Consider the following 20,793-nt stretch of genomic DNA (forward strand, 5'->3'; position numbering starts at 1 on the left):
CGAGCCGCTACAGCCCGCTCACGCGCAGCGTGATGTTGAGCCGACCGCTCAGGCCGAGTTCGGGCGGCGCCGTCCCCGGCTCGGTCCTCGGTACCCCGTGGTAGGCGAACCGTGACTCCCCGCCGAACACGAACAGGTCCCCGCTGCGCAGCTCGACGTCCGTGTACGGCTTCGTACGGTTCTCGGTGTTGCCGAAGCGGAAGACGCAGGTGTCACCGAGGCTGAGGGACACGACGGGCGCCGCCGACTTCTCGTCGCGGTCCTTGTGCATGCCCATGTGCGCGCCGGTGTCGTAGTAATTGATGAGGGCGATGTCGTACGGGTCGGTGGTGTCTCCGGAACCGGGACCGGGACCGGGACCGGATTCGTAGGCCGCCGCCACCGCCGCGCGGCCGAGCTCCGCCAGCTCCTGCGGCATCGGCTTCACCGCCGCCCCGTCGCCGTCGACGGCGGTGCGCGCGTAGCCGTAGGGGAACCAGTGCCAGCCGAGCCCGAACTGCCGCACCGACATGCGCCCACCGCCCGGTGTGGCCACTTCCCTGAGGCCTGCGGGCGGCATCGCCCAGACGCGGCACCGCTCCAGCAGCGCCCGCTGCTCATCGGCGGCGAGCCAGTCCGGCACGTGCACGGCTCCCGGAGCCACGACTCGACGCGCGCGGGGGAAGAGCTCACTCATACGTCCAGGCTATGCCGGTCGCTCCCATCTGCGCCGCACGTCCCTCGCCCTCGACGCGCTGCTCGCTCACCCGGAACCTTGGGTTCGAGCGCCGCCTCGCCGGCCTGGCTCACGCGGCCCTTGTCGCCACCACGCACGGCACGGTTCAGTACGGACGGAGCTTTCCTTCGTCCGCAGCCTTCCCCGGCCGCGCCGCCGTCCCCTTCGGATACGAGACATGGTCAGGATCGCCGTCCGACGTGTAGCGGGTGATGTTCCCCTTGGCCAGTTGGTCGAGCCAGTGCGTGGAGCTGTAGTCGGCGTCCTTGCCCTTGGCGGGGCCCGAGCGGATGCGCGGGATCGCGGCCGGGTCGAAGGAGTCCGCGTACGGGGAGGGGGCCGGGTTCGCGCCGACGAGGTACGAGCCACGGTTCTTGTACGTCGTCCCGGACGCGCTGCCGGTCAGGGCAAGCTTCGCGGGCTCGGGCTGGATGCCGTACGGGAGGGCGAGGGAGCGGACGTCCGCGCCGGGCACGGAACGCTCGACGGACTTCTGGCCCTCGGCGATCTGGGCGCGCGCCTTGGCGGGTCCGCTCTGCGCGAGGTTGGCGTGGTCGAGGGTGTGGTTGCCGATCTCGAAACCGTTCTTGTTCAGCCAGTTCAGTGCCTTCTTCTGACCGGTGGCCGCGAAGGCGTCGCCGTTCACGAAGAGAGTGGCGCGGGCCTTGAAGCGCGGGTGTTCGCGGGCCACGTCGCGCAGCACACCGACCGCGCAGTCGTCCGTGGGCCTGCCGTCCGCGTCCAGGCGGAGCTGGCTGTCAGTGGAGTCGTCGAAGGTGAGGACGACGGGGTGTGCGCCGGCCGGAATGTCGATCTTCCCGGTCTCGTAGTCGGCGGCGGTCACGGGCACGTAGCCCTCGCGGGCCAGCCGTTCCAGTTCGGTGCGCAGGTCCTTCGGTGTCCGGTCGTAATCGCTCTTGGGGTGCTCGACGATCTGGTGGTACATGAGCACCGGCACGGATCCGAGCTCGTTGGCGCGCACCTTGTCGGGCGCCGGAGGTTTGGCCGGTTTCGCTGCCCCGGACGTGTGTCCGGTGGTCGGGGAACGGGAATCCTGCCGGTCACCGGCGGACGGAGAAGCCTTGCCCCCCTCATCCGACGTACCGCCCCCGGTGCCACCACAGGACGCAACGGCAGTCACAAGAACCAGAGCGGATACGCCAGTTGTGGCAGTCCGGTGAAGGCGAGGAAGACGCAAGAGACGACGAAGACGAAGAAGCTGTACACCACGACGCACGAGACCTCCTGGAGGATCTACTGATGCGGCTCGACTGGAAGAACTGGCTCCGCTCCCCCACCTCCCGCTCGTCCGGTTCCACTTCCGATCCCGCAGCCAGTGCTTCCCCGGCGGGCTTCCCGCTCAGAAGGCCGGTCATCCTCGTCTGCGTGCTGCTCGCACTGGTTCTCGCCATAGGCGGCACACTCTCGCTACGCAGCGCACACGGCGCAGCCTTGAACCTCGTCGGCCTGCCGAACGACGGGAAGGTCGGCGCACACCAGCTGCGCTCGGGAGAGTTCGAGGTCACCGGCGGCGAGGGCGACAAGCTGGAAGGCACCAAGGCCACGCTCGACGGCAAGCCCCTGCGGACGCGGGCCGTGCGCGACAACAGCCTCTCCGTGCCCCTGGGAGACATCAAGGACGGCACCCACGAACTGCGTGTCACCCAGCCCGGTTCCTGGCCCGGGGGCGACACCGAGGTCGTCCGAAAACTGACCGTGGACACCAAGGCGCCCACCCTCAAGGTGGCCGACACCAAGGCCGAGGGCTTCCAGAAGCCGGTCACCGTCAAGGGCACGGCGCCCGGCGCGCAGCGAATATCCGTCGCGGGGCGGACGGCGAAGCCCGCGAAGGACGGCGCGTTCGCCATCCGGCTCCCCCGCCCACCGGGCCGTACGACGGTCACCGCGACCGACGCGGCGGGCAACACCGCGAAGCAGGAGGCCGAACTCACCGTGCACCGGCCGCTGCTGAAGGCCGTGCACGTCAGCGCCCAGGCCTGGGCATCCGACGCGCTGCGGGGGCCCGTCATGAAGATGCTGAGGGAGAAGAAGATCAACGCCGTGCAGCTCGACATCAAGGACGAGCTGGGCGAGGTCGGTTACGCCTCGAAGGTGCCGCTCGCCAAGAGCGTCGGCGCCGCCAAGGGGTACTACGACGCGAAGAAGGCCATCAAGGAGATCCACGCCGCGGGCGGCACCGTCGTCGGCCGCATCGTCGCCTTCCGTGACCCGATCCTCGCCACCAAGTCGTGGAAGACCGGCCACCGCGACCGCGTGGTGCGCACCCCGGACGGAGGTGCCTACAACGGCGGCAGCTACGGCCAGCTGTCGTTCACCAACTTCGCGGACAAGGAGGTCCGCCAGTACAACATCGACCTGGCCACGGAGGCCGCGAAGCTGGGCTTCGACGACATCCTCTACGACTACATCAGGCGTCCCGACGGCCCGATGAGCAAGATGTCCTTCCCCGGCCTCGGTGACACCACGCCCGAGCGGTCCGTCGCCGATGTCGTCGGGGACACCCGCGCCGCCGTCCGCAAGTACGGCGCGTTCCTCGGTGTCTCGGTGTTCGGCATAGCGGTCGACCGGCCGAAGGAGATCGCGCAGGACGTCGGCCTGCTCGCGCAGGAGGCCGACTACATCGCGCCGATGATCTATCCCTCGCACTGGGCCGAGGGCGAGTACGGCGTCTCCGACCCGAACTCCCACCCGTACCCGATCACGAAGCGCTCCCTGGCCGCCTTCGCGAAGAAGACCCGGCACACCGACGCGCAGATCGTCCCCTGGATCCAGGACTTCTCCCTGGGTGTCTCCTACGGCGACAAGGAGGTCCGCGCTCAACTCGACGCGGCCCGCTCCGACGGCATCAAGGGATTCCTGCTGTGGAATCCGGCCGTGCAGTACCACTCGGGGGCGCTGGACTGAGGAGCAAGGCTGCTCCGCCCCCGGTGCATGGGTGAGCCGGCCGGCTCACCCGGACTGCGCCTCCCGCGCCGCCCGTATGGTGGCGCGGTGGGCGGAGTCGAGGTACTCGTCGATACGGCTGATCAGGCCGTCCTCGATGCGTACGTACATGGCGGCGTGCAGCGTCACCGCGGCGCCGCCGGGCAGTGTGCCGTGCAGGACGTGCTGTTGCAGCAGGCCGTCGTCGAGGCGGGCGCGGCGGACGATCTCGTAGCGGAGGTCGGCGACCGTGCGGTGCAGGCCGCGCAGCACCTTGAGGTTGTCCTCGACGGACTGTTCCACGAGGTCGTCGTTGTGCCAGATGACCGCGTGCGGCGCGTACAGGGAGCGGACGGTGTCGATGTCGCCCGCCTCGATGGCGGCGAAGAAGCGGTCGACGATCCGGTCGGAAGGCTGGTCCGTGAGGTGGTGGTCCATGAGCACTCCTGGCGGTAGGGGTGAGCGATGGATCAGTGGGGCGTGCGGCTGCGCAGTTCGCGTTTGAGTACCTTGCCGGTCGTGGTGCGGGGCAGTGCGGCGGTGAACTCGACGCTGCGGGGGCACTTGAAGTGGGCCAGGTGCGCGCGGGTGAACGCGATCACCTCATCCGCCGTCGGTGTCCCGCCATCGGCCGGTACGACGACGGCGTGCACGGCCTCGCCCCAGCGCGCGTCGGGGCGGCCGACGACGGCGGCCTCGGCGATGCCGGGGTGGCGCGCGAGGACCGCCTCGACCTCGGCCGGGTAGACGTTCTCCTCACCGGTGATGATCATGTCGGTGGCCCGGTCGAGGATGGTGAGGTACTGGTCCGCGTCGAGCCGGGCGATGTCGCCGGTGCGGTACCAGCCGCCGTCCGTGAAGGCCTCGGCGGTGGTCTCGGTTGCGTTCCAGTAGCCGCTGAACAGGCAGTCGCCGCGGATCAGGAGCTCCCCTGGAGAGCCGGTGGGCACCGCCCGTCCTTCGGGGTCGACGATCGCGACCTCCCAGCCGAAGGAGATCCGCCCGGCCGTGGCCAGGCGCGGGTTGTCCGGCTGATGGTCCTCCGGGGCCAGCAGGCTGATCATGCTCTGGCTCTCGGTGTTGCCGTAGATCTGCCGGAACCGGCAGCCGAACGTGGCGAGGGCCGCCCGGAGCGAGGTCGGGGTGATGGGGGCGGAACCGTAGGCGATCTCCACCAGGCTCGACAGGTCCGGGGCGCGGTCACGGCCGCGTACCTCGGCGACGAGCATGTCGACGATGGAGGGGCCCGCCGTGAAGAACTGAATGCGCTCGCGCTCGATGGTGTCGATCGCCGTCGCCGGGCGGAACGCCGTGGGGACCACCAATGTGCCCGCGGTCAGGAACACTTGGAGCGCCTGGCCGAGGCCGCCGAGGTGGAACAGTGGCATCAGTTGCAGGTGGCGTGAGCCCGCTGCCTGGTCGCCGATCTCCAGGGCGAAGGCGGCGACGCTGGCGATGAGGGCCCCGTGCCGCAGCGGGACCGCCTTGGGCCTGCCGGTGGTGCCGCTGCTGTGCACAAGGGCCATGACGGCGTCGCCGCGCAGCCGCTCGACGGGGCGGGCGGGCGCGGGTGCGTCCAGACCGTCGCCGTCGAGCCACCCCTTGGGGAGCGGACCGCCGCCGACACGGACACGCAGCGGGAGGTCGAGGGGCGTGGCGAACTCGGCGTCGGCGGCGACGGCCACCGGCCGGAGCAGGTCGAAGAGGTCCTTCAACTCGCTTGCCGAGAGGCGCCAGTTCACCAGCGCGGGCACGGCCCCGACCCGCATCAGCGCGAAGGAGTGGACGAAGAAGTCCGCGCTGTTGCGCGCGATCACCGCGACCACGTCCCCCGGGGCGACGCCCGCCCGTGCCCAGCCGCCGGCCCGGCGTTCCACCACGGCGAGCAGTTCGGCGTAGGTGAGCGCCGTGCCCCGGTCGTCGATCAGTGCGGGAGTGTCCGGGCGGGTCGTCGCCCGCCACTCCAGGACATGGATCCAACTCTGCATCCGTGCGCCTCCGTCCGGCCGAGTACGTCCGTCACGTCACGGCGTGCGTTCCGCCACCCAGTTCGCGATCAGGTCGGCCGCCAGCGGGCGGGCGTCGTCCGGCTCCTGGAGGTAGTGGTCGGACTTGATGGTTTCGAGGCGCTTGTCCGTGGCGGCGAGGTGGCCGAAGAGGGCGCTCGCGTCGCTGTCGTACACACAGGCGTCGGCCGTGGCGTGCACCACGAGGGACGGCACGGTGATCCGGGCCAGGTGCGGGGCGGCGATGCACTGCGAGGTGCGCAGGCTCCACATCGACAGCCAGGTGCGCAGCGTGGAGAGCGTTCCGATGCCGAACACGCCGTAGTTGGCGCGGACGGGCTCGCCCAGGTAGCAGCGGTTGGCGGGGCGGTCCGACGGCTCGATCGTGGGGTCGATCATCCGCAGGTCGGCCCAGGTGCGGTGGAGCGGGAAGAGCTGGTCGCGGGCACGGGTGCCGCGCAGCGCGTCGAGCCGTTCGAGCGCCCAGTCGGTGATCCGCTCGTTGCGGGCGCGCTGCGCGGCCCGGTAGCGGGCCTGGAACTCCGCGTCGTACGGGGCGGGGTTGCGCGGGTCGAAGGGGTCGAGGTCCGGGTCCACGGAGAGGGCGTCGGTCTCGTCCGTGACCGACGGATCGAGCCAGTTCGTGAGCACCTCGGGACGTCCGGAGTGGGCGGCGAGAGCCACGAACAGGTCGCCCGCTTCGAGGTGTTGGATCGACTCGACGGGGCGGGCGTCCGCGGTGGGGAGCACATTCGGCTCGACGGCCTGCGACTGGTAGGCCGCCATCAGGGAGCCGCCGCCGGAGTTGCCGAGCAGGACGACGCGTTCGACGCCCGCCCGCTCCTTGAGCCAGCGCACCCCGACGCCGATCTCCGCGAGGGCGTGGTCGAGGAGAAAGTACGGTTCGTTGCCGCGAAAGCGGGTGTTCCAGCCGAGGAAGCCGTAGCCCCGCTCGGCGAGATGCTGCGCCAGATAGTGCTCGGAGAAGTCCACGTTGTAGTGGGTCGCGATGAACGCCGTGGTCGGGCGGTGCCCCTTGGGGCGGTGGTAGATGCCCTGGCAGGGATGGCCGCCTGCCCCCGCCCGCCCGACCAGCGGGGATGCCAGACCGACGAATTCCCTGGTGATGTCGTGCACTGCGCTGCCTCCGTCGACGAGAACGGCTGACCGGATCGGTTCGTGAACGCTGTGTCCGTCGGCACGCTAGCGCAGATCTGAATCTGAGTTTAGATTCAGAACAGGATTCACCGGTCGACGACAGGGAGGTCCGGCGCATGACGTGGCGGAACCCGAAGTACGAGTTGGGCGGGGTCAACCATCTCGCCCTGGTGTGTGCGGACATGGAGCGCACGGTGGACTTCTACACCCGGGTCCTCGGGATGCGCCTGATCAAGACGATCGAGTTGCCGGGCGGCGCCGGGCAGCACTTCTTCTTCGACATGGGCGGCGGCAACGCGCTGGCGTTCTTCTGGTTCGCCGACGCGCCCGACGCGGTGCCGGGAGTGTCCCGGCCGGTGACCGTGCCGGGCATGGGCGAGTGGATGTCGGCGGTCGGCACCATGAACCACGTCGCGATCAACGTGCCCGAGGAGCGGTTCCTGGAGTACCGCGCGGGGCTCAAGGAGGACGGGGTCCGGGTCAGCCCGGTCATCGACCACGACGACAGTGAGGACGGGTACGCCGAGAAGCTGCACGACGGCGTCTTCGTGCGGTCCTTCTACTTCCAGGACCCGGACGGCATCCTGCTCGAATTCGCCTGCTGGCGGCGGGAGATGGGCGCTCCCGGCGATGTCGCCCACACCCCGCGCACGGCGGCCGACCGGGTGTCCCCGGCCGTGACCGGCTGAGCCCGTGCCGGCCTGGCAGCACGTACTCGACTGGCGTGCCGGGCACGACGCCGACCGGATCGCGCTCAGCGACGACCGGGGCGGCGAGCTCGGCTACGCGGAGCTTGCGGACGCGGTGGAGCGCGAGGCGGCGCGCCTCGCGGCGGCCAGTGTGGCGCCGGGCGACGTGGTCCCGCTGCTCGCGCACAACCGGGTGGAGTGGGCGGTCACGCTCTTCGGCCTGCTGCGGGCGGGCGCGCTGCCCGCTCCGGTCAACTGGCGCCTCGCCCCACCCGAAGTGGCCGTTCTGCTGGACATGATGAAGCCCCGTCATGTCGTGGCGGACGAGCCGGGTGCGCAACTCCTGGACGGGGCAGGCGGATTGGCCGCCACCACCCTCCCGCTCGTCCCGGACGGTGCGAGCGGACCGCCCGCGCCCGTACCCCCACGCCCGCACGAACGTCTGCGGACCTCCGCCCCGTGCGCGCTGCTGCACACCAGCGGCACGACCGGGCGGCCCAAACTGGTGCCGGTCACGCACGAGATGCTGATCTCGGCGGCCACCTTCATGTCCCTGGAGGTGCCGGAGGCCGCGCCGGGCGCCCGCCATCTGAGCGCCCTGCCGCTGTTCCATGTCGCTGGGCTCGTCAATCTGGGCTACGCCCTGTTCACGGGCGGGCATCTGCACCTGATGGACGGCTTCGCACCGGGCCGGTTCGTGGACGAGCTGTCCGCCCGCCGCGTGCAGCTCACGCAGCTCGTACCGACGTTGGTGGACGCCGTGACCGCGGAGGTGGCCTCGCGCGCGACACCGCCGGACCTGTCCGCCTTGGTGGAGGTGATGTACGGGGCGTCGGCGATCCGGCCCGAGGTCCTGGAGCGGGCCGTCACCACGCTGGGCTGCCGGTTCCGGCAGGCGTACGCGAGCACCGAGACGGGGCCGCTGCCGATCACCTCGCTGACGCCCGCCGACCACGACGTGTCCCGCGGCCGCCTCACCACGGCGGGCCGCCCCTCACTGGGCTGGGAGTTACGGCTCGGTGAGCACGACGAGATCCAGGTGCGCGGGGCGGCACCCTTCCCCGGCTACTGGAACGATCCGGACGCCACCCGCCAGGTGCTCACCGCCGACGGCTTCTACCGCACCGGGGACATCGGGGCGATCGACGGCGAGGGTTACCTCACGCTCGTCGACCGACTCAAGGACATGATCGTGTCCGGCGGGGAGAACGTGTACCCGGCCGAGGTGGAGGCGGCGCTCGCGGCGCATCCCGCGGTCCGCGAGGTCGCCGTCATCGGCGTACCGCATCCGCGGTGGGGCGAGACGGTGCACGCCGTGGTCGTCCCCGCCGACGGGGAGGGCGAGTTCACGGCCGGGCCGTTCCTCGCCTGGGCGCGGGAGCGGCTCGCCCATTTCAAGGCACCGACCGGCATCACCGTCGCGACACACCTGCCGCGCAACGCGACGGGGAAGGTGCTCAAGGGACCCCTGCGCGAGCCGTTCTGGGACGGGCACGCACGCCGGGTGTCGTAGCGGGTGTCGTGGCGTACACAGGCGCACCCGTCGTCCCTGGTGCGGGGCGGTGCCGGATAGCATCGCGGCGGCAGGAGGGGGGCCGCAGCATGAGGAGACACACCGTCAGGCCCGCGCGCAGGGCGACGACCACGGCCCGGCCGGGCGTCGAGCGCGCGGCCAAGGCCACCAGGAAGGGGCGGGAGACGGACGAGGCGTTCCGCGCCGCGGCCCGGACCGTGTTCGCCAGGGACGGCTATCTCAACGCCCGGATCAGCGACATCGCCGCCGAGGCGGGCAAGTCGGTCGCGTCGTTCTACAACTACTACGACACCAAGGCCGATCTGCTGGCCGCCCTGGCCGAGGACTTCCACGCCGAGGCCTCGGAGCTGACGAAGCGGCCCTACCGCGCGGGCCTCGCGCCTCAGGAGGCGTTGCGCCAGGCGGTGGCCGGCTTCTGGCACACGTACCGCAGGCACCGCGGCGAACTCGTCGGCGTGTTCCAGGCGTCGATGCTTGAGGAGGAGTTCCGCGACCGGTGGCTGGCGATCCGCGCCGAGGGGACCGGGATGATCGCGGCCGAGATCCGGCGGGCGCAGCGGGACGGGTACTGCCCGGGGGCCGACCCCGAACTGACGGCGTCGGCCCTCTCGGCCATGCTGGAGCACTCCTGCTACATCTGGCTGGGGCTCGGCGACACCCGGACCGCGGCGGACGAGGAGCGCGCCATCGACGCGCTCGCCACGATCTGGGTCAAGTCGATCTACTGGCGCCCGTAGGACGGTCCGCCCGTCCGCGCACCACCCCGATGAGTTCGGTGACGGTGCGCGTCATGGCCTCGCGGGCCACCCCGAGGTACTTGCGCGAGTCGACCGCCTCCGGGTGCGCGGTGAGGAACGCGCGAATGGCCTCGGTCATCGCGATGTTCAGGGCCGTGCCCACGTTGACCTTGGCGATGCCGCCGCGGACGGCCGCCGCCAGTTCCGTGTCGGGCACACCGGACGAACCGTGCAGCACCAGCGGCACGTCGAGGCCGTCGGCGAGCCTTTTCAGCAGGTCGTGGTCGAGCGTGGCGGTGCGGGTGGTCATCGCGTGCGAGGAGCCGACCGCGACGGCGAGCGCGTCCACGCCCGTGTCGGTGACGAAGGCGCGGGCCTCACCGGGGTCGGTGCGGGCACCGGGCGCGTGCGCGTCGAGGGGCGCGGCCCCGTCCTTGCCGCCGACCTGGCCCAGCTCGGCCTCGACCCACAGCCCGTTGGCATGGCCCCAGTCGGCGGCGGCGCGGGTCGCGGCGAGGTTCTCGTCGTACGGCAGCCGCGCGGCGTCGTACATCACCGAGCCGAACCCGGCGCCCGCGGCCTGCCGCAGCAGGTCGTCGCTCTGTACGTGGTCCAGGTGCAGGCCGACGTCGACGCGCGCGCCCTCGGCTGCGGCGACCGCGGCACGGGCCAGCGGCTGGAGGCGGCCGTAGCGGTAGCGGACGGCGTTCTCGCTGACCTGGAGGATGACGGGGGCCTCGGCCGCCTCGGCGCCCGCGACGACCGCCTCGACGTGTTCGAGGGTGATGACGTTGAACGCGGCCACGGCGCCGTGCCGGGCCGCCGCCGCGCCGACGAGGGTTCCTGTTGCTGCGAGGGGCACTGCCCCTCCCTTCTCAAGAGCCGTGAACGGCAGGTCAGTTGGCGTCGAGGATCACGGAGCGGGTGAGGTGGCGCGGGCGGTCCGGGTCAAGCTCGCGGCGGGCGGCGACGGCCACCGCGAGGCGCTGGGCGCGGACCAGTTCGGCCAGCGGGTCGAGGCGGCCCTCGATCCACTGCGCGCCGGTCGCGGAGACCTGCTCGGCAAGACCCTCGGGGGCCTCGCCGAACATCCAGGTGGCGGTGCCGGAGGTGGTGACGCTGATCGGGCCGTGCCGGTACTCCATCGCCGGGTACGCCTCGGTCCACGACAGGGACGCCTCGCGCATCTTCAGCGCCGCCTCGCTGGCGAGGCCGACCGTCCAGCCACGGCCGAGGAAGGTGAACTGTCCGCAGTCCACGAGACCTTCGGGCAGCGGCTCGGCGAGCGCCGTGCGCGCGTCGGCGACCGCCTGCTCGGGGTGCAGGCCCAGGTGCGCGCGGAGCAGCGTGAGGGCGGTGGTGGCGAAGCGGGTCTGGACGACCGACTGCTCGTCGGCGAAGTCGAGGACGACGAGGTCGTCGGCGGAGTCGGCGATCGGGGTCGCCGGGTCACCGGTGATCGCCGTGGTGCGGGTCCGGCCGCGGTGGGCGGCGAGGAGGTCGAGGACCTCGGTGGTGGTGCCGGAACGGGTCAGCGCGATCACGTGGTCGTAGGACCGCCCGGAAGGGAACTCGGAGGCCGCGAACGCGTCGGTCTCGCCGAGGCCCGCCTGCTCGCGCAGCGTCGCGGCGGCCTGCGCCATGAACCACGAGGTGCCGCAGCCGACGATCGCCACCCGCTCCCCGGCGGCCGGCAGCGCCGCCTTGTGCCGGGTCGCGAGCTCCGCGGCCCGCGTCCAGCACTCGGGCTGGCTGTTCAGTTCGTGTCCGACGTGGCTTTCCTTCTGGACGTTGCTCATGCCGTGCCCCCACTCCGCGATTGGTCACGCCTCTGGGGCGCGCTCACTGGCTGCGTATTCCTGCAAGATATAGCTAGCTTTCGCGCATAATCAAGCATTAGTGCGCAAGCCAGCTAAGGTCGTGCCACCGAACCGCACGAGAAGTTGGAGCCGCCGATGTCCCGCGATGCCCGCTGGAAGTCCCTCCTGGAGCTGCTCGTCGAGCGCGGGCGCCTCGACGTGGAGGACGCGGCGAGCGAACTCGGCGTCTCCGCCGCGACGATCCGCCGCGACTTCGACGGGCTCGCCGAGCAGCAGATGCTGGTGCGCACCCGCGGCGGCGCCGTCGTGCACGGCGTCAGCTACGAACTCCCGCTGCGCTACAAGTCCGCGCTGGGCGCCGCCGAGAAGCAGCGCATCGCCAAGGCCGTCGCCGAACTCATCACCCCCGGCGAGGCGGTCGGCCTCACCGGCGGCACGACGACGACGGAGGTTGCGCGGGCGCTCGCCGTCCGGACCGACCTCGCCTCCGGGACGCCCGCCCTGACGATCGTCACGAACGCCCTCAACATCGCCAACGAACTCGCGGTGCGGCCCCAGTTCAAGATCGTGCTGACGGGCGGGGTCGCGCGCCCGCAGTCGTACGAGTTGATCGGCCCGCTCGCCGACGGCGTGCTCGGCCAGGTCACGCTCGACACGGCGGTGCTCGGCGTCGTCGGCCTCGACGTCACGCACGGCGCGTCCGCGCACGACGAGGCGGAGGCGGCCATCAACCGGATGCTGTGCGAGCGGGCCGAGCGCGTGGTGGTCGCGGCCGACTCCACCAAGCTGGGCCACCGGGCGTTCGCCCGGATCTGCGCCGTGGCCCAGGTGGACGTCCTGGTCACGGACACGGCGGCGGACAAGGCGGCACTGGCGCGGTTCGAGGAGGCCGGGGTGCGGGTGCTCACCGTATGACCGGGTGCGACGTACACACACCTCTGGTCAATCCCCTTGTTCGGCCGCGGAGTCCCGCCCTAACCTGACTTTGTGCCGCTACTGAACAAACTCGGGGCCGTCAGCGCCGACGACCCCCACGCCGCGTCCCTGGCCCGTCTGCGCCTGGCCATCACCGCGTTCTTCGCGCTCGACGGCTTCGTCTTCGCCGGCTGGGTGGTGCGCATCCCCGCCGTCAAGGCGCAGACCGGGGCGTCCGCGAGCGCGCTCGGGCTCGCGCTGCTCGGCGTCTCGGCGGGCGCCGTGATCACGATGATGCTGACCGGGCGGCTGTGCCGCCGCTTCGGCTCGCACGCGGTGACCGTGGTGTGCGGTGTGCTGCTCCCGTTGACCGTGATCCTGCCGCCGCTCACCCACTCCCCCGTCGCGCTCGGCCTCGTGCTGCTGCTGTTCGGCGCGGCGTACGGCGGCATCAACGTGGCGATGAACAGCGCCGCCGTCGTCCTCGTCGGCGCTCTCGGCAGGCCGGTCATGCCCAGCTTCCACGCCGCGTTCAGCCTCGGCGGCATGGTCGGCTCGGGCCTCGGCGGCCTGGTCGCGGCCCATCTGACGCCCACCCGGCATCTGCTGGCGATCGCCGTGCTCGGCCTGGCCGTCACCGCGTGCGCCGCCCCGACACTGCTGCGCACCCCGTCGCCGCACCCCGTGGACCAGCAGGCGCCCGACGGTGAGCGCGAGCGGGCCGCCGACACCAAGGGCACCCGCATCGACGGCCGCACGCGCCTGCTCGTCCTGGTCTTCGGCCTGATCGCGCTGTGCACGGCGTACGGCGAGGGCGCCCTGGCCGACTGGAGCGCGCTGCACATGGAACAGGACCTGCACGCCCACCCCGGCGTCGCCGCCGCCAGCTACGCCTGCTTCGCCTTCGCCATGACGATCGGCCGGCTCACCGGCACGGCCCTGCTCGAACGGCTCGGCAGGACCCGCACGTTGGTGGCCGGCGGCGCGACCGGCGCGATCGGCATGCTGCTCGGCTCGCTGGCCCCCACGGTGTGGCTCGCGCTGCTCGGCTTCGCGATCACCGGGATCGGCCTCGCGAACCTCTTCCCCGTCGCCATCGAGCGGGCCGGGGCGCTCGCCGGGCCGACCGGTGTCGCCGCCGCGTCCACGCTCGGCTACGGCGGCATGCTGCTCGGCCCGCCCGCGATCGGCTTCATGGCGGACTGGTTCTCGCTGTCCGCGGCCCTGACCAGCGTGGCGCTGCTCGCCGCCGTGGCGGCCACGATCGGCTTCGCGACGCGGCGGGTGGCGACGACGTAGGTCCACGGCGACGCGGGGCCGGCGGCACCGCAGTCCAACGGCATATCGCATCAATGGACTTGCGCCGCCGCGCACCCCGGACGGCAGACTCTGCACATGCAGATTGCCGAACACATTCGAGTGGTGGACGACGAGGGCCGGTTGCTGGCCGCGTTCGCCGAGGAGGCGGGCGTCGACGCCAAGGTGGCGACGTGCCCCGGCTGGCAGGTCCGCGATCTCCTGCGCCACCAGGGCGCGGTGCACCGCTGGGCGACCGCCTACGTGGGCGAGGGCAGCAAGCCGCACGGCGTCGACCGCCACGACACCGGGCTGGACGGCGCCGAGCTGCTCGCCTGGTACCGCGACGGCCACCGCCGGCTCGTCGACACCCTAACGGCGGCGCCGCCCGACCTGGACTGCTGGGCCTTCCTGCCGGCCCCTTCCCCACTGGCGTTCTGGGCCCGCCGCCAGGCGCACGAGACGACGGTGCACCGGGTGGACGCGGAGTCGGCCCTGCCCCGGATCGGCAGCCGGGACGCGACCTCCATCACCCCGGAGTTCGCGGCCGACGGGATCGACGAACTGCTCACCGGTTTCCACGCCCGCGAGCGCAGCCGGGTGCGCTCGGACGAGCCCGGGACCCTGCGCGTACGGCCCACGGACACGGACGCCGTGTGGACCGTGCGCATCACGCGGGAGCGGCCGGTCACCGAGCGCGGCGCGTCGGGCGAGGCGGAGTGCGAGATCTCGGGCCCCGCGGCGCGGCTGTACCTGGCGCTGTGGAACCGGCTGCCGTTCCCCGAGGTGAGCGGGGACCGTTCGCTCGCCGCGCTCTGGCGGGAGCACTCGGGCATCTGACGCGCGCCGGGCTCGCGGGCCCTCAGCCCAGCCAGCCCGGCCGGACGAGCCCCGACTCGTAGGCGAGGACGACCAGTTGGGCCCGGTCGCGGGCGCCCAGCTTGACCATCGTGCGGCTGACGTGGGTCTTCGCGGTGAGCGGGCTGACGACGAGACGGCGGGCGATCTCGTCGTTGGACAGGCCGATGCCGACGAGGGCCATCACCTCCCGCTCCCGCTCGGTCAGTTCGCCGAGCGGGGCCGCGGCCGAGGGCTGCTTCGAGCGCGCCGCGAACTCGGCGATCAGGCGGCGGGTGACGCCCGGCGAGAGCAGCGCGTCGCCGTGCACCACGGCCCGTACGGCGCGCAGCAGTTCGTCCGGCTCGGTGTCCTTGACGAGGAAGCCCGAGGCGCCGGAGCGGATCGCCTCGAAGACGTACTCGTCGAGTTCGAAGGTGGTGAGCATGACCACCTTCACCGCCGCCAGGCCCGCGTCCTCGCCGATCCGGCGGGTCGCCGCGAGGCCGTCGAGCAGCGGCATACGGATGTCCATGAGCACGACGTCGGGCCGGAGTTCGCGCACCAGGCGCACCGTCTCCTCGCCGTCGGCGGCCTCGCCCGCGACCTCGATGTCGCGCTGCGCGTCGAGCAGCGCCCGGAAACCGGCGCGGACGAGCGACTGGTCGTCGGCGAGCAGTACGCGGATCACTGGGGCTCCTCCTGTGCGGGCGCGGCGGTGAGCGGGAGCGTCGCGACGACCCGGAAGCCTCCGTCGGGGCGCGGGCCCGCCTCGATCGTGCCACCGAGGGCGGCGGCCCGCTCGCGCATGCCGGCGAGCCCGTTGCCGCTGCCGCCCGCCTCGGCGCGTGTCGCGGGCCCGTCGTCGTCGACGGTGAGCGTCGTCGTGCCGTCGCCGTAGGACAGGTGTACGCGGGCGTGGCGGGAGCCCGAGTGCCGTACGACGTTGGTGAGGGCTTCCTGCACGATGCGGAACGCGGCGAGGTCCGCGCCCGGTGACAGCGCGGTCCGTGGCCCGTCGGTGCTGACGTCGACGGTGAGCCCGGCGCCCGCGGCCTGGTCGACGAGTTCGGGGAGCCGGTCGAGACCGGGCGCGGGGGCGCGCGGCGCGTCGCCCGGCGCTCGGAGGGTGTCGAGGACCTGCCGCACCTCCCCCAGCGCCTCCTTGCTCGCGCTCTTGATGGTGGTGAGCGCGGTGCGGGCCTGCTCCGGGTCGGTGTCGAGCAGCGCGAGTCCGACGCCCGCCTGCACGTTGATCACGGAGATGGAGTGGGCGAGCACGTCGTGCAGTTCGCGGGCGATGCGCAGGCGCTCCTCGTCGGCCCGCCGCCTGGCGGCCTTCTCCCGCTCCACGCGCGCGTGCTCCCACTGTTCGCGCCGCACGCGCGCCAGTTCGGCGATCGCCAGGACCGCGAGCATCCAGGCCGCGACGATCCCTTCCTGCGCCCACGGGGCGGGACCGTCGCCCGAGGGCGGCAGGTACGCGTACAGCCAGTGCCCGATGAGCAGATGTCCCGCCCAGAGCAGTCCGGCGGCGGCCAGAGCGGCCCAACGGCGCCCCGCCACGATCGCGGAGAAGCACGCGAGGGCGACGAGCAGGAACACCGGACCGTACGGATACCCGGCGCCCAGGTACACGGTGACGCACGCCGCCGTACCGAACGCGACGGCGACGGGGTACCGCTGCCGCCACAGCAGCAGGGCGCCCCCGGCGAGCATCAGCAGCCGGGCGAACACATCCAGGTCGGCGCGCTCGCCCGCCTGACCGTCCGCGGCGAAGTTCGTGCCCACGAGCACGAGCGCGGTGACGAGCAGCGTGGACCGCCACGGCCACGCCCGTGCCCCCTCGGCGGGCCCGCGCCGCAGCCACGGTGGCCCGGCCCACTGCCGGGGCGGGCCACCGTCGCGTACGCGCTGCTCGTCCATGCCGCCACGCTAAGCGCCGGGGCCCGCGCGGGGCGTCCGCCGTGCGAGGTGATCGGGCGTACTTCCGCGGGAGTACGCCTACCCGCGCAGCCCGACGCCGCGGGCGAGCTCCGCCGACGCGTGTGCGAAGAAGCGGGAGCGGTCCTCGACGACCCGGTTGAACTGGCCGAACAGCTCGAAGCCGACGAGCCCGAACAGCTGCGCCCACGCGGCGACGAGCGCGGCGACCGCCTCCGGAGGAAGGTCGGGCGCGAAGTCAGCGGCCATCCGCTCGGCCTCGGGCAGCAGTTCGGCGGAGAGCGCGGGCGGCGTCACGTCGCCGCTCCCGTAGGCGTCCCGCACGATCTGGATGAGCAGCAGTCCGACGCGTGCGGCGGCCCGGACCGTGGTGTCCGGGGCGGTGTAGCCGGGCACCGGGGATCCGTAGATGAGCGCGTACTCGTGCGGGGAGTTCAGGGCCCAGTCCCGGACCGCCCCGCACACCGTGCTCCAGCGCTCGGTGGCGGTCGCCGTCCCGGCCCGGCCGGCGTCCACGCGCTCGACGGCCTCGCCCAGCGCGTCGTACGCGTCGATGATGAGCGCGGTCAGCAGGTCGTCGCGGCTCGGGAAGTAGCGGTAGAGGGCGGAGGAGACCATGCCGAGCTCCCTGGCGACGGCGCGCAGCGAGAGCTTCGCCGCGCCGTCCTCGGCGAGCTGTCTGCGCGCCTCGTCCTTGATGGCGGCGGTGATCTCCTGCCGGGCGCGGGCGCGGGCTCCTTGCGCGGCGCTCGGCGCTTGCGGGGGTGTGCTGCGACGCGTGCTCATGCGTCGAGTCTTCCACGGATGCGGAGCGGTGCACACATCCCGGTTCGGTGCACACATCCTGGTGCGGTGCTCAAAAAAGAGAGCAGTGCTCTTGCAGTGCATCACCGAACGGGTGCACACTGCTCTTGAGCGAGAGCACCGCTCTCGATAATCCTTCCGGGGGTCACCATGACCGCACAGTCCGAGCCCTACTACCTCAAGGCGACGCCGAGCGCCGTGCGCATGAACAAGGCCGTCGGCTGGCTGGCCCGCCGCGGACTCAGCCTCGCGGGCTCCGCCGAGCTGTCCGTGCGCGGCCGCAAGAGCGGGCAGCTCCAGCGCATCCCGGTCAACCCGCACACGTACGAGGGCGAGCAGTACCTCGTCTCGGCCCGCGGCCACTCGCAGTGGGTGAAGAACATGCTCGCCGCGGGCGGCGGCGAGCTGCGGTTGGGCCGCAAGGTCCGCACGTTCCGGGCCGTCGAGCTGACCGACGACGACCTCAAGCGGGCGGTGCTGCGCACGTACCTGGAGCGCTGGGGCTGGCAGGTGAACGACTACTTCAAGGGCGTCACGGCGAAGTCGACCGACGCCGAGATCTCCGCCGCGGCGCCGGACCACCCGGTCTTCCGCATCACGGTCGAGTGACCGTGACGCGGTTGCGCACTCCTCGGCCGCGCCTCAGCGGTCGAGCCGCGACAGCGCCCGCCCCGCCATCGGGTGCGTCCGCACGAGCTCGCCGAGCGACGACGAGCCCCGCGTGATCCTCGCGAACGCGTTCCACGCGGGGCGGAACGTCGTGATCGCCGTGTGCAGCAGCCCCGGCTTGCGCTCGAAGACGGCCAGCATGCTCTTGCCGACGGCCATTTCGACGCCGAGCCCGGCCTTGACGGCGAACGCGTAGTTCAGCGCCTGGCGCCGCGCGTCCACCGCGTCGTGCGCCTCCGCGACGCGCACCGCCCACTCCCCCGCGAGCCGCCCCGAGCGCAGCGCGAACGAGATGCCCTCACGGGTCCACGGCTCCAGGAGCCCCGCCGCGTCACCGCACACCAGGACGCGGCCGCGCGAGAGCGGCGAGTCGTCGGCGCGGCAGCGCGTCAGATGCCCGGACGAGATCGACGGCTCGAAACCGGCGAGCCCGAGCCGCGCGATGAAGTCCTCCAAGTACCGCTTGGTGGCGGCCCCTTCGCCCTTCGCCGAGATCACGCCGACGGTGAGCGTGTCGTCCTTGGGGAACACCCATCCGTAACTGCCGGGGATCGGCCCCCAGTCGATGAGCACGCGCCCGCGCCAGTCCTCGGCGACGCTGTCGGGCACCGGGATCTCCGCCTCCAGGCCGAGATCGACCTGGTCCATCTCCACGCCGACGTGCGCCCCGATCCGGCTCGCGCTGCCGTCGGCGCCGACCACAGCGCGCGCCAGGATCGTCTCGCCGCCCTGCAGTCCGACCGCGACGGTGCGCCGGTCGGGCACGCTGGATCCGTGCTGCTCGACGCTGGTCACCGTGACCCCGGTGCGCAGCTCGGCGCCCGCCTTCTGCGCGTGCTCGACGAGCTGGGCGTCGAACTCGGGCCGGTTGATGAGCCCGAACAGCATCCGCTTGGAGCGCCGGGTGCGGGTGTACTTGCCGTTCAGGGAGAACGTCACCGCGCTGATCCGGTCCTTGAACGGCAGCACGAAGCCGGGCGGCAGCGCGTCCCTGGAGGGGCCGATGATGCCGCCGCCGCACGTCTTGTACCGCGGCAGTTCGGCCTTCTCCAGGATCAGCACCCGGCGCCCCGCGTCCGCGGCCGCGTACGCGGCGGACGCCCCGGCCGGGCCCGCGCCCACGACGACGACGTCCCACACGCCACCGGCCTGCCCGCCGTCGCCCATCTCATTGCCGTCCGTGCCGTCCGTCGCCGGATTCTCGCTGCTCACGACTGTCCGCTGCTCCCGATTCGCCCATCTTGGAATGCCTGCCGCACCTGTCCCAGGCATCCTACGGCGGGCAGCGCGGCGACCCCCTGTGGGAGGATCTTCCGCACACCCTGCACAACGTCGCACCCACGAGGAGCGTGCCCATGTCGCCGCATCCGATCGCCGAGACCGTCGCCTCGCTCATGCCGAGGGCCAAGGCGGAGCTGACCGAACTGGTCGCCTTCAAGTCGGTGGCGGACTTCGAGCAGTACCCGAAGAGCGAGAGCGAGGGCGCCGCCAACTGGGTCGCCGACGCGCTGCGCACCGAGGGTTTCCAGGACGTCGCCCTGCTCGACACCCCGGACGGCACGCAGTCGGTGTACGGCTTCCTGCCCGGCCCCGAGGGCGCGCCGACGGTACTCCTGTACGCGCACTACGACGTACAGCCGACGCTGGACGAGGCGGCGTGGGTGACGCCCCCGTTCGAGCTGACGGAGCGCGAGGACGGCCGCTGGTACGGGCGCGGCACCGCCGACTGCAAGGGCGGCGTGCTGCTTCACCTCCTGGCGATCCGCGCGCTGAAGGCGAACGGCGGGGTCCCGGTCAACGTGAAGGTGATCGCCGAGGGTTCGGAGGAGCAGGGCACCGGTGGCCTGGAGCGCTACGCCGAGCAGCACCCCGAGCTCCTCACCGCCGACACGATCGTGATCGGTGACGCCGGCAACTTCCGCGTGGGCCTGCCGACGGCGACCGCGACGCTGCGCGGCATGACCCTGCTCCGCATCGACATGACCACCCTCGAAGGCAACCTGCACTCCGGCCAGTTCGGCGGCGCCGCCCCGGACGCGCTGGCCGCCCTGGTCCGCGTACTGGACTCGCTGCGCGCGGAGGACGGCTCGACGACCATCGACGGCCTGGCCGCGTCCGAGTCGTGGAACGGCCTGCAGTACGACGAGGAAACGTTCCGCAAGGACGCGAAGGTGCTCGACGGCGTCGAGCTGATCGGCTCCGGCACGGTCGCCGACCGCATCTGGGCGCGCCCCGCCGTGACCGTCCTCGGCATCGACTGCCCGCCGGTCGTCGGCGCGACGCCGTCCGTGCAGGCGGGCGCCCGCGCCGCGGTCAGCCTGCGCGTGCCGCCGGGCACCGACGCCGCCGAGGCCACGAAGCTCCTCATCGCGCACATCGAGGCGCACACCCCGTGGGGCGCCCGGGTGAAGGTCGAGCAGGTCGGCCAGGGCCAGCCGTTCCGCGCGAACACCGAGAGCCCCGCGTACGCGGCGATGGCCGACGCGATGCAGCAGGCGTACGACGGCCAGGAGATGCAGTACGCGGGCCAGGGCGGCTCGATCCCGCTGTGCAACACGCTCGCCTCGCTCTACCCGGAGGCGGAGATCCTCCTCATCGGCCTGAGCGAGCCCGAGGCCCAGATCCACGCGGTGAACGAGTCCGTGTCCCCCGACGAGCTGGAGCGCCTTTCGGTGGCGGAGGCCCTGTTCCTCCAGAAGTACGCGTCCGCCAACTGACGTTCGCGA

General features: G+C 72.2%; 20 protein-coding genes. 9 read left to right on the plus strand and 11 right to left on the minus strand.

What is annotated here, in order from left to right; all coding sequences use genetic code 11:
* Positions 1-7: 7 nt before the first annotated feature.
* A complete protein-coding gene (locus ACY34M_RS32690) occupies positions 8-676 on the minus strand; it encodes an alpha-ketoglutarate-dependent dioxygenase AlkB family protein (protein WP_462721858.1) in 669 nt (222 codons plus the stop codon).
* Between the two features lie 145 nt (positions 677-821).
* Entirely contained in the window at positions 822-1,697 is an 876-nt protein-coding gene (locus ACY34M_RS32695) for a polysaccharide deacetylase family protein (protein ID WP_462721857.1), read from the minus strand.
* Positions 1,698-1,975: 278 nt separating this feature from the next.
* Here ACY34M_RS32695 and ACY34M_RS32700 point away from each other — a divergent pair, with 278 nt between their 5' ends.
* A complete protein-coding gene (locus tag ACY34M_RS32700) occupies positions 1,976-3,640 on the plus strand; it encodes a putative glycoside hydrolase (RefSeq protein WP_462721856.1) in 1,665 nt (554 codons plus the stop codon).
* Between the two features lie 45 nt (positions 3,641-3,685).
* On the opposite strand, the gene ACY34M_RS32705 is transcribed toward ACY34M_RS32700, so the two are convergent.
* The 3 genes from ACY34M_RS32705 to ACY34M_RS32715 are packed head-to-tail and all read right to left on the minus strand — an operon-like array spanning position 3,686 to position 6,801.
* On the minus strand, positions 3,686-4,096 hold the full coding sequence (locus ACY34M_RS32705) for a nuclear transport factor 2 family protein (protein ID WP_462721855.1): 411 nt from the start codon (positions 4,094-4,096) through the stop codon (positions 3,686-3,688).
* Positions 4,097-4,128: 32 nt separating this feature from the next.
* The gene (locus tag ACY34M_RS32710; protein WP_462721854.1) at positions 4,129-5,646 is read right to left on the minus strand and encodes a class I adenylate-forming enzyme family protein; all 1,518 of its coding nucleotides are present in this window, start codon (positions 5,644-5,646) and stop codon (positions 4,129-4,131) included.
* Positions 5,647-5,682: 36 nt separating this feature from the next.
* Positions 5,683-6,801 (minus strand): alpha/beta hydrolase family protein, encoded by a 1,119-nt coding sequence (locus ACY34M_RS32715; protein ID WP_462721853.1) that lies wholly within the window; start codon positions 6,799-6,801, stop codon positions 5,683-5,685.
* A 137-nt stretch (positions 6,802-6,938) separates the two neighbouring features.
* Here ACY34M_RS32715 and ACY34M_RS32720 point away from each other — a divergent pair, with 137 nt between their 5' ends.
* The 3 genes from ACY34M_RS32720 (at position 6,939) to ACY34M_RS32730 (ending at position 9,782) form a co-directional block, all read left to right on the plus strand.
* On the plus strand, positions 6,939-7,511 hold the full coding sequence (locus ACY34M_RS32720) for a VOC family protein (protein WP_462721852.1): 573 nt from the start codon (positions 6,939-6,941) through the stop codon (positions 7,509-7,511).
* 4 nt (positions 7,512-7,515) lie between these two features.
* A complete protein-coding gene (locus ACY34M_RS32725) occupies positions 7,516-9,024 on the plus strand; it encodes a class I adenylate-forming enzyme family protein (RefSeq protein ID WP_462721851.1) in 1,509 nt (502 codons plus the stop codon).
* Between the two features lie 89 nt (positions 9,025-9,113).
* A complete protein-coding gene (locus ACY34M_RS32730) occupies positions 9,114-9,782 on the plus strand; it encodes a TetR/AcrR family transcriptional regulator (RefSeq protein ID WP_462721850.1) in 669 nt (222 codons plus the stop codon).
* Here ACY34M_RS32730 and ACY34M_RS32735 read toward each other — a convergent pair.
* Together ACY34M_RS32735 and ACY34M_RS32740 are read right to left on the minus strand one after the other, a co-directional pair.
* Positions 9,757-10,644 (minus strand): class II fructose-bisphosphate aldolase, encoded by an 888-nt coding sequence (locus tag ACY34M_RS32735; protein WP_462721849.1) that lies wholly within the window; start codon positions 10,642-10,644, stop codon positions 9,757-9,759. The two genes, ACY34M_RS32730 and ACY34M_RS32735, sit on opposite strands and share 26 nt — an antisense overlap.
* 34 nt (positions 10,645-10,678) lie before the next feature.
* Positions 10,679-11,581 carry an SIS domain-containing protein gene (locus tag ACY34M_RS32740; protein WP_462721848.1) on the minus strand — a complete coding sequence of 301 codons (903 nt, stop codon included), beginning with the start codon at positions 11,579-11,581 and terminating at the stop codon, positions 10,679-10,681.
* Between the two features lie 156 nt (positions 11,582-11,737).
* Here ACY34M_RS32740 and ACY34M_RS32745 point away from each other — a divergent pair, with 156 nt between their 5' ends.
* The 3 genes from ACY34M_RS32745 to ACY34M_RS32755 all read left to right on the plus strand — a co-directional run bounded on the left by ACY34M_RS32745 (position 11,738) and on the right by ACY34M_RS32755 (position 14,653).
* Positions 11,738-12,517 (plus strand): DeoR/GlpR family DNA-binding transcription regulator, encoded by a 780-nt coding sequence (locus tag ACY34M_RS32745; protein WP_462721847.1) that lies wholly within the window; start codon positions 11,738-11,740, stop codon positions 12,515-12,517.
* 72 nt (positions 12,518-12,589) lie between these two features.
* Positions 12,590-13,816 (plus strand): MFS transporter, encoded by a 1,227-nt coding sequence (locus ACY34M_RS32750; RefSeq protein ID WP_462721846.1) that lies wholly within the window; start codon positions 12,590-12,592, stop codon positions 13,814-13,816.
* Between the two features lie 96 nt (positions 13,817-13,912).
* Positions 13,913-14,653 carry a maleylpyruvate isomerase family mycothiol-dependent enzyme gene (locus ACY34M_RS32755; RefSeq protein WP_462721845.1) on the plus strand — a complete coding sequence of 247 codons (741 nt, stop codon included), beginning with the start codon at positions 13,913-13,915 and terminating at the stop codon, positions 14,651-14,653.
* Positions 14,654-14,675: 22 nt separating this feature from the next.
* Here ACY34M_RS32755 and ACY34M_RS32760 read toward each other — a convergent pair whose 3' ends face one another.
* The 3 genes from ACY34M_RS32760 to ACY34M_RS32770 form a co-directional block, all read right to left on the minus strand.
* Complete coding sequence (locus ACY34M_RS32760) at positions 14,676-15,341, minus strand: response regulator (RefSeq protein WP_462721844.1); 666 nt, start codon at positions 15,339-15,341, stop codon at positions 14,676-14,678.
* Positions 15,338-16,576, minus strand: coding sequence for a sensor histidine kinase (locus tag ACY34M_RS32765; protein ID WP_462721843.1), 1,239 nt, complete (start codon positions 16,574-16,576; stop codon positions 15,338-15,340). The genes ACY34M_RS32760 and ACY34M_RS32765 overlap by 4 nt, the downstream gene beginning before the upstream one ends.
* A gap of 78 nt (positions 16,577-16,654) precedes the next feature.
* A complete protein-coding gene (locus ACY34M_RS32770) occupies positions 16,655-17,380 on the minus strand; it encodes a TetR/AcrR family transcriptional regulator (protein WP_462721842.1) in 726 nt (241 codons plus the stop codon).
* A gap of 168 nt (positions 17,381-17,548) precedes the next feature.
* Here ACY34M_RS32770 and ACY34M_RS32775 point away from each other — a divergent pair, with 168 nt between their 5' ends.
* A complete protein-coding gene (locus ACY34M_RS32775) occupies positions 17,549-18,007 on the plus strand; it encodes a nitroreductase/quinone reductase family protein (RefSeq protein ID WP_462721841.1) in 459 nt (152 codons plus the stop codon).
* A 33-nt stretch (positions 18,008-18,040) separates the two neighbouring features.
* Here ACY34M_RS32775 and ACY34M_RS32780 read toward each other — a convergent pair whose 3' ends face one another.
* Complete coding sequence (locus tag ACY34M_RS32780) at positions 18,041-19,279, minus strand: geranylgeranyl reductase family protein (RefSeq protein WP_462721840.1); 1,239 nt, start codon at positions 19,277-19,279, stop codon at positions 18,041-18,043.
* 143 nt (positions 19,280-19,422) lie between these two features.
* On the opposite strand from ACY34M_RS32780, the gene ACY34M_RS32785 reads away from it, so the two are divergent.
* Positions 19,423-20,784 (plus strand): M20/M25/M40 family metallo-hydrolase, encoded by a 1,362-nt coding sequence (locus ACY34M_RS32785; protein WP_462721839.1) that lies wholly within the window; start codon positions 19,423-19,425, stop codon positions 20,782-20,784.
* Positions 20,785-20,793 lie beyond the last annotated feature (9 nt).

The sequence above is a fragment of the Streptomyces sp. EDA2-14 genome (assembly GCF_054963755.1).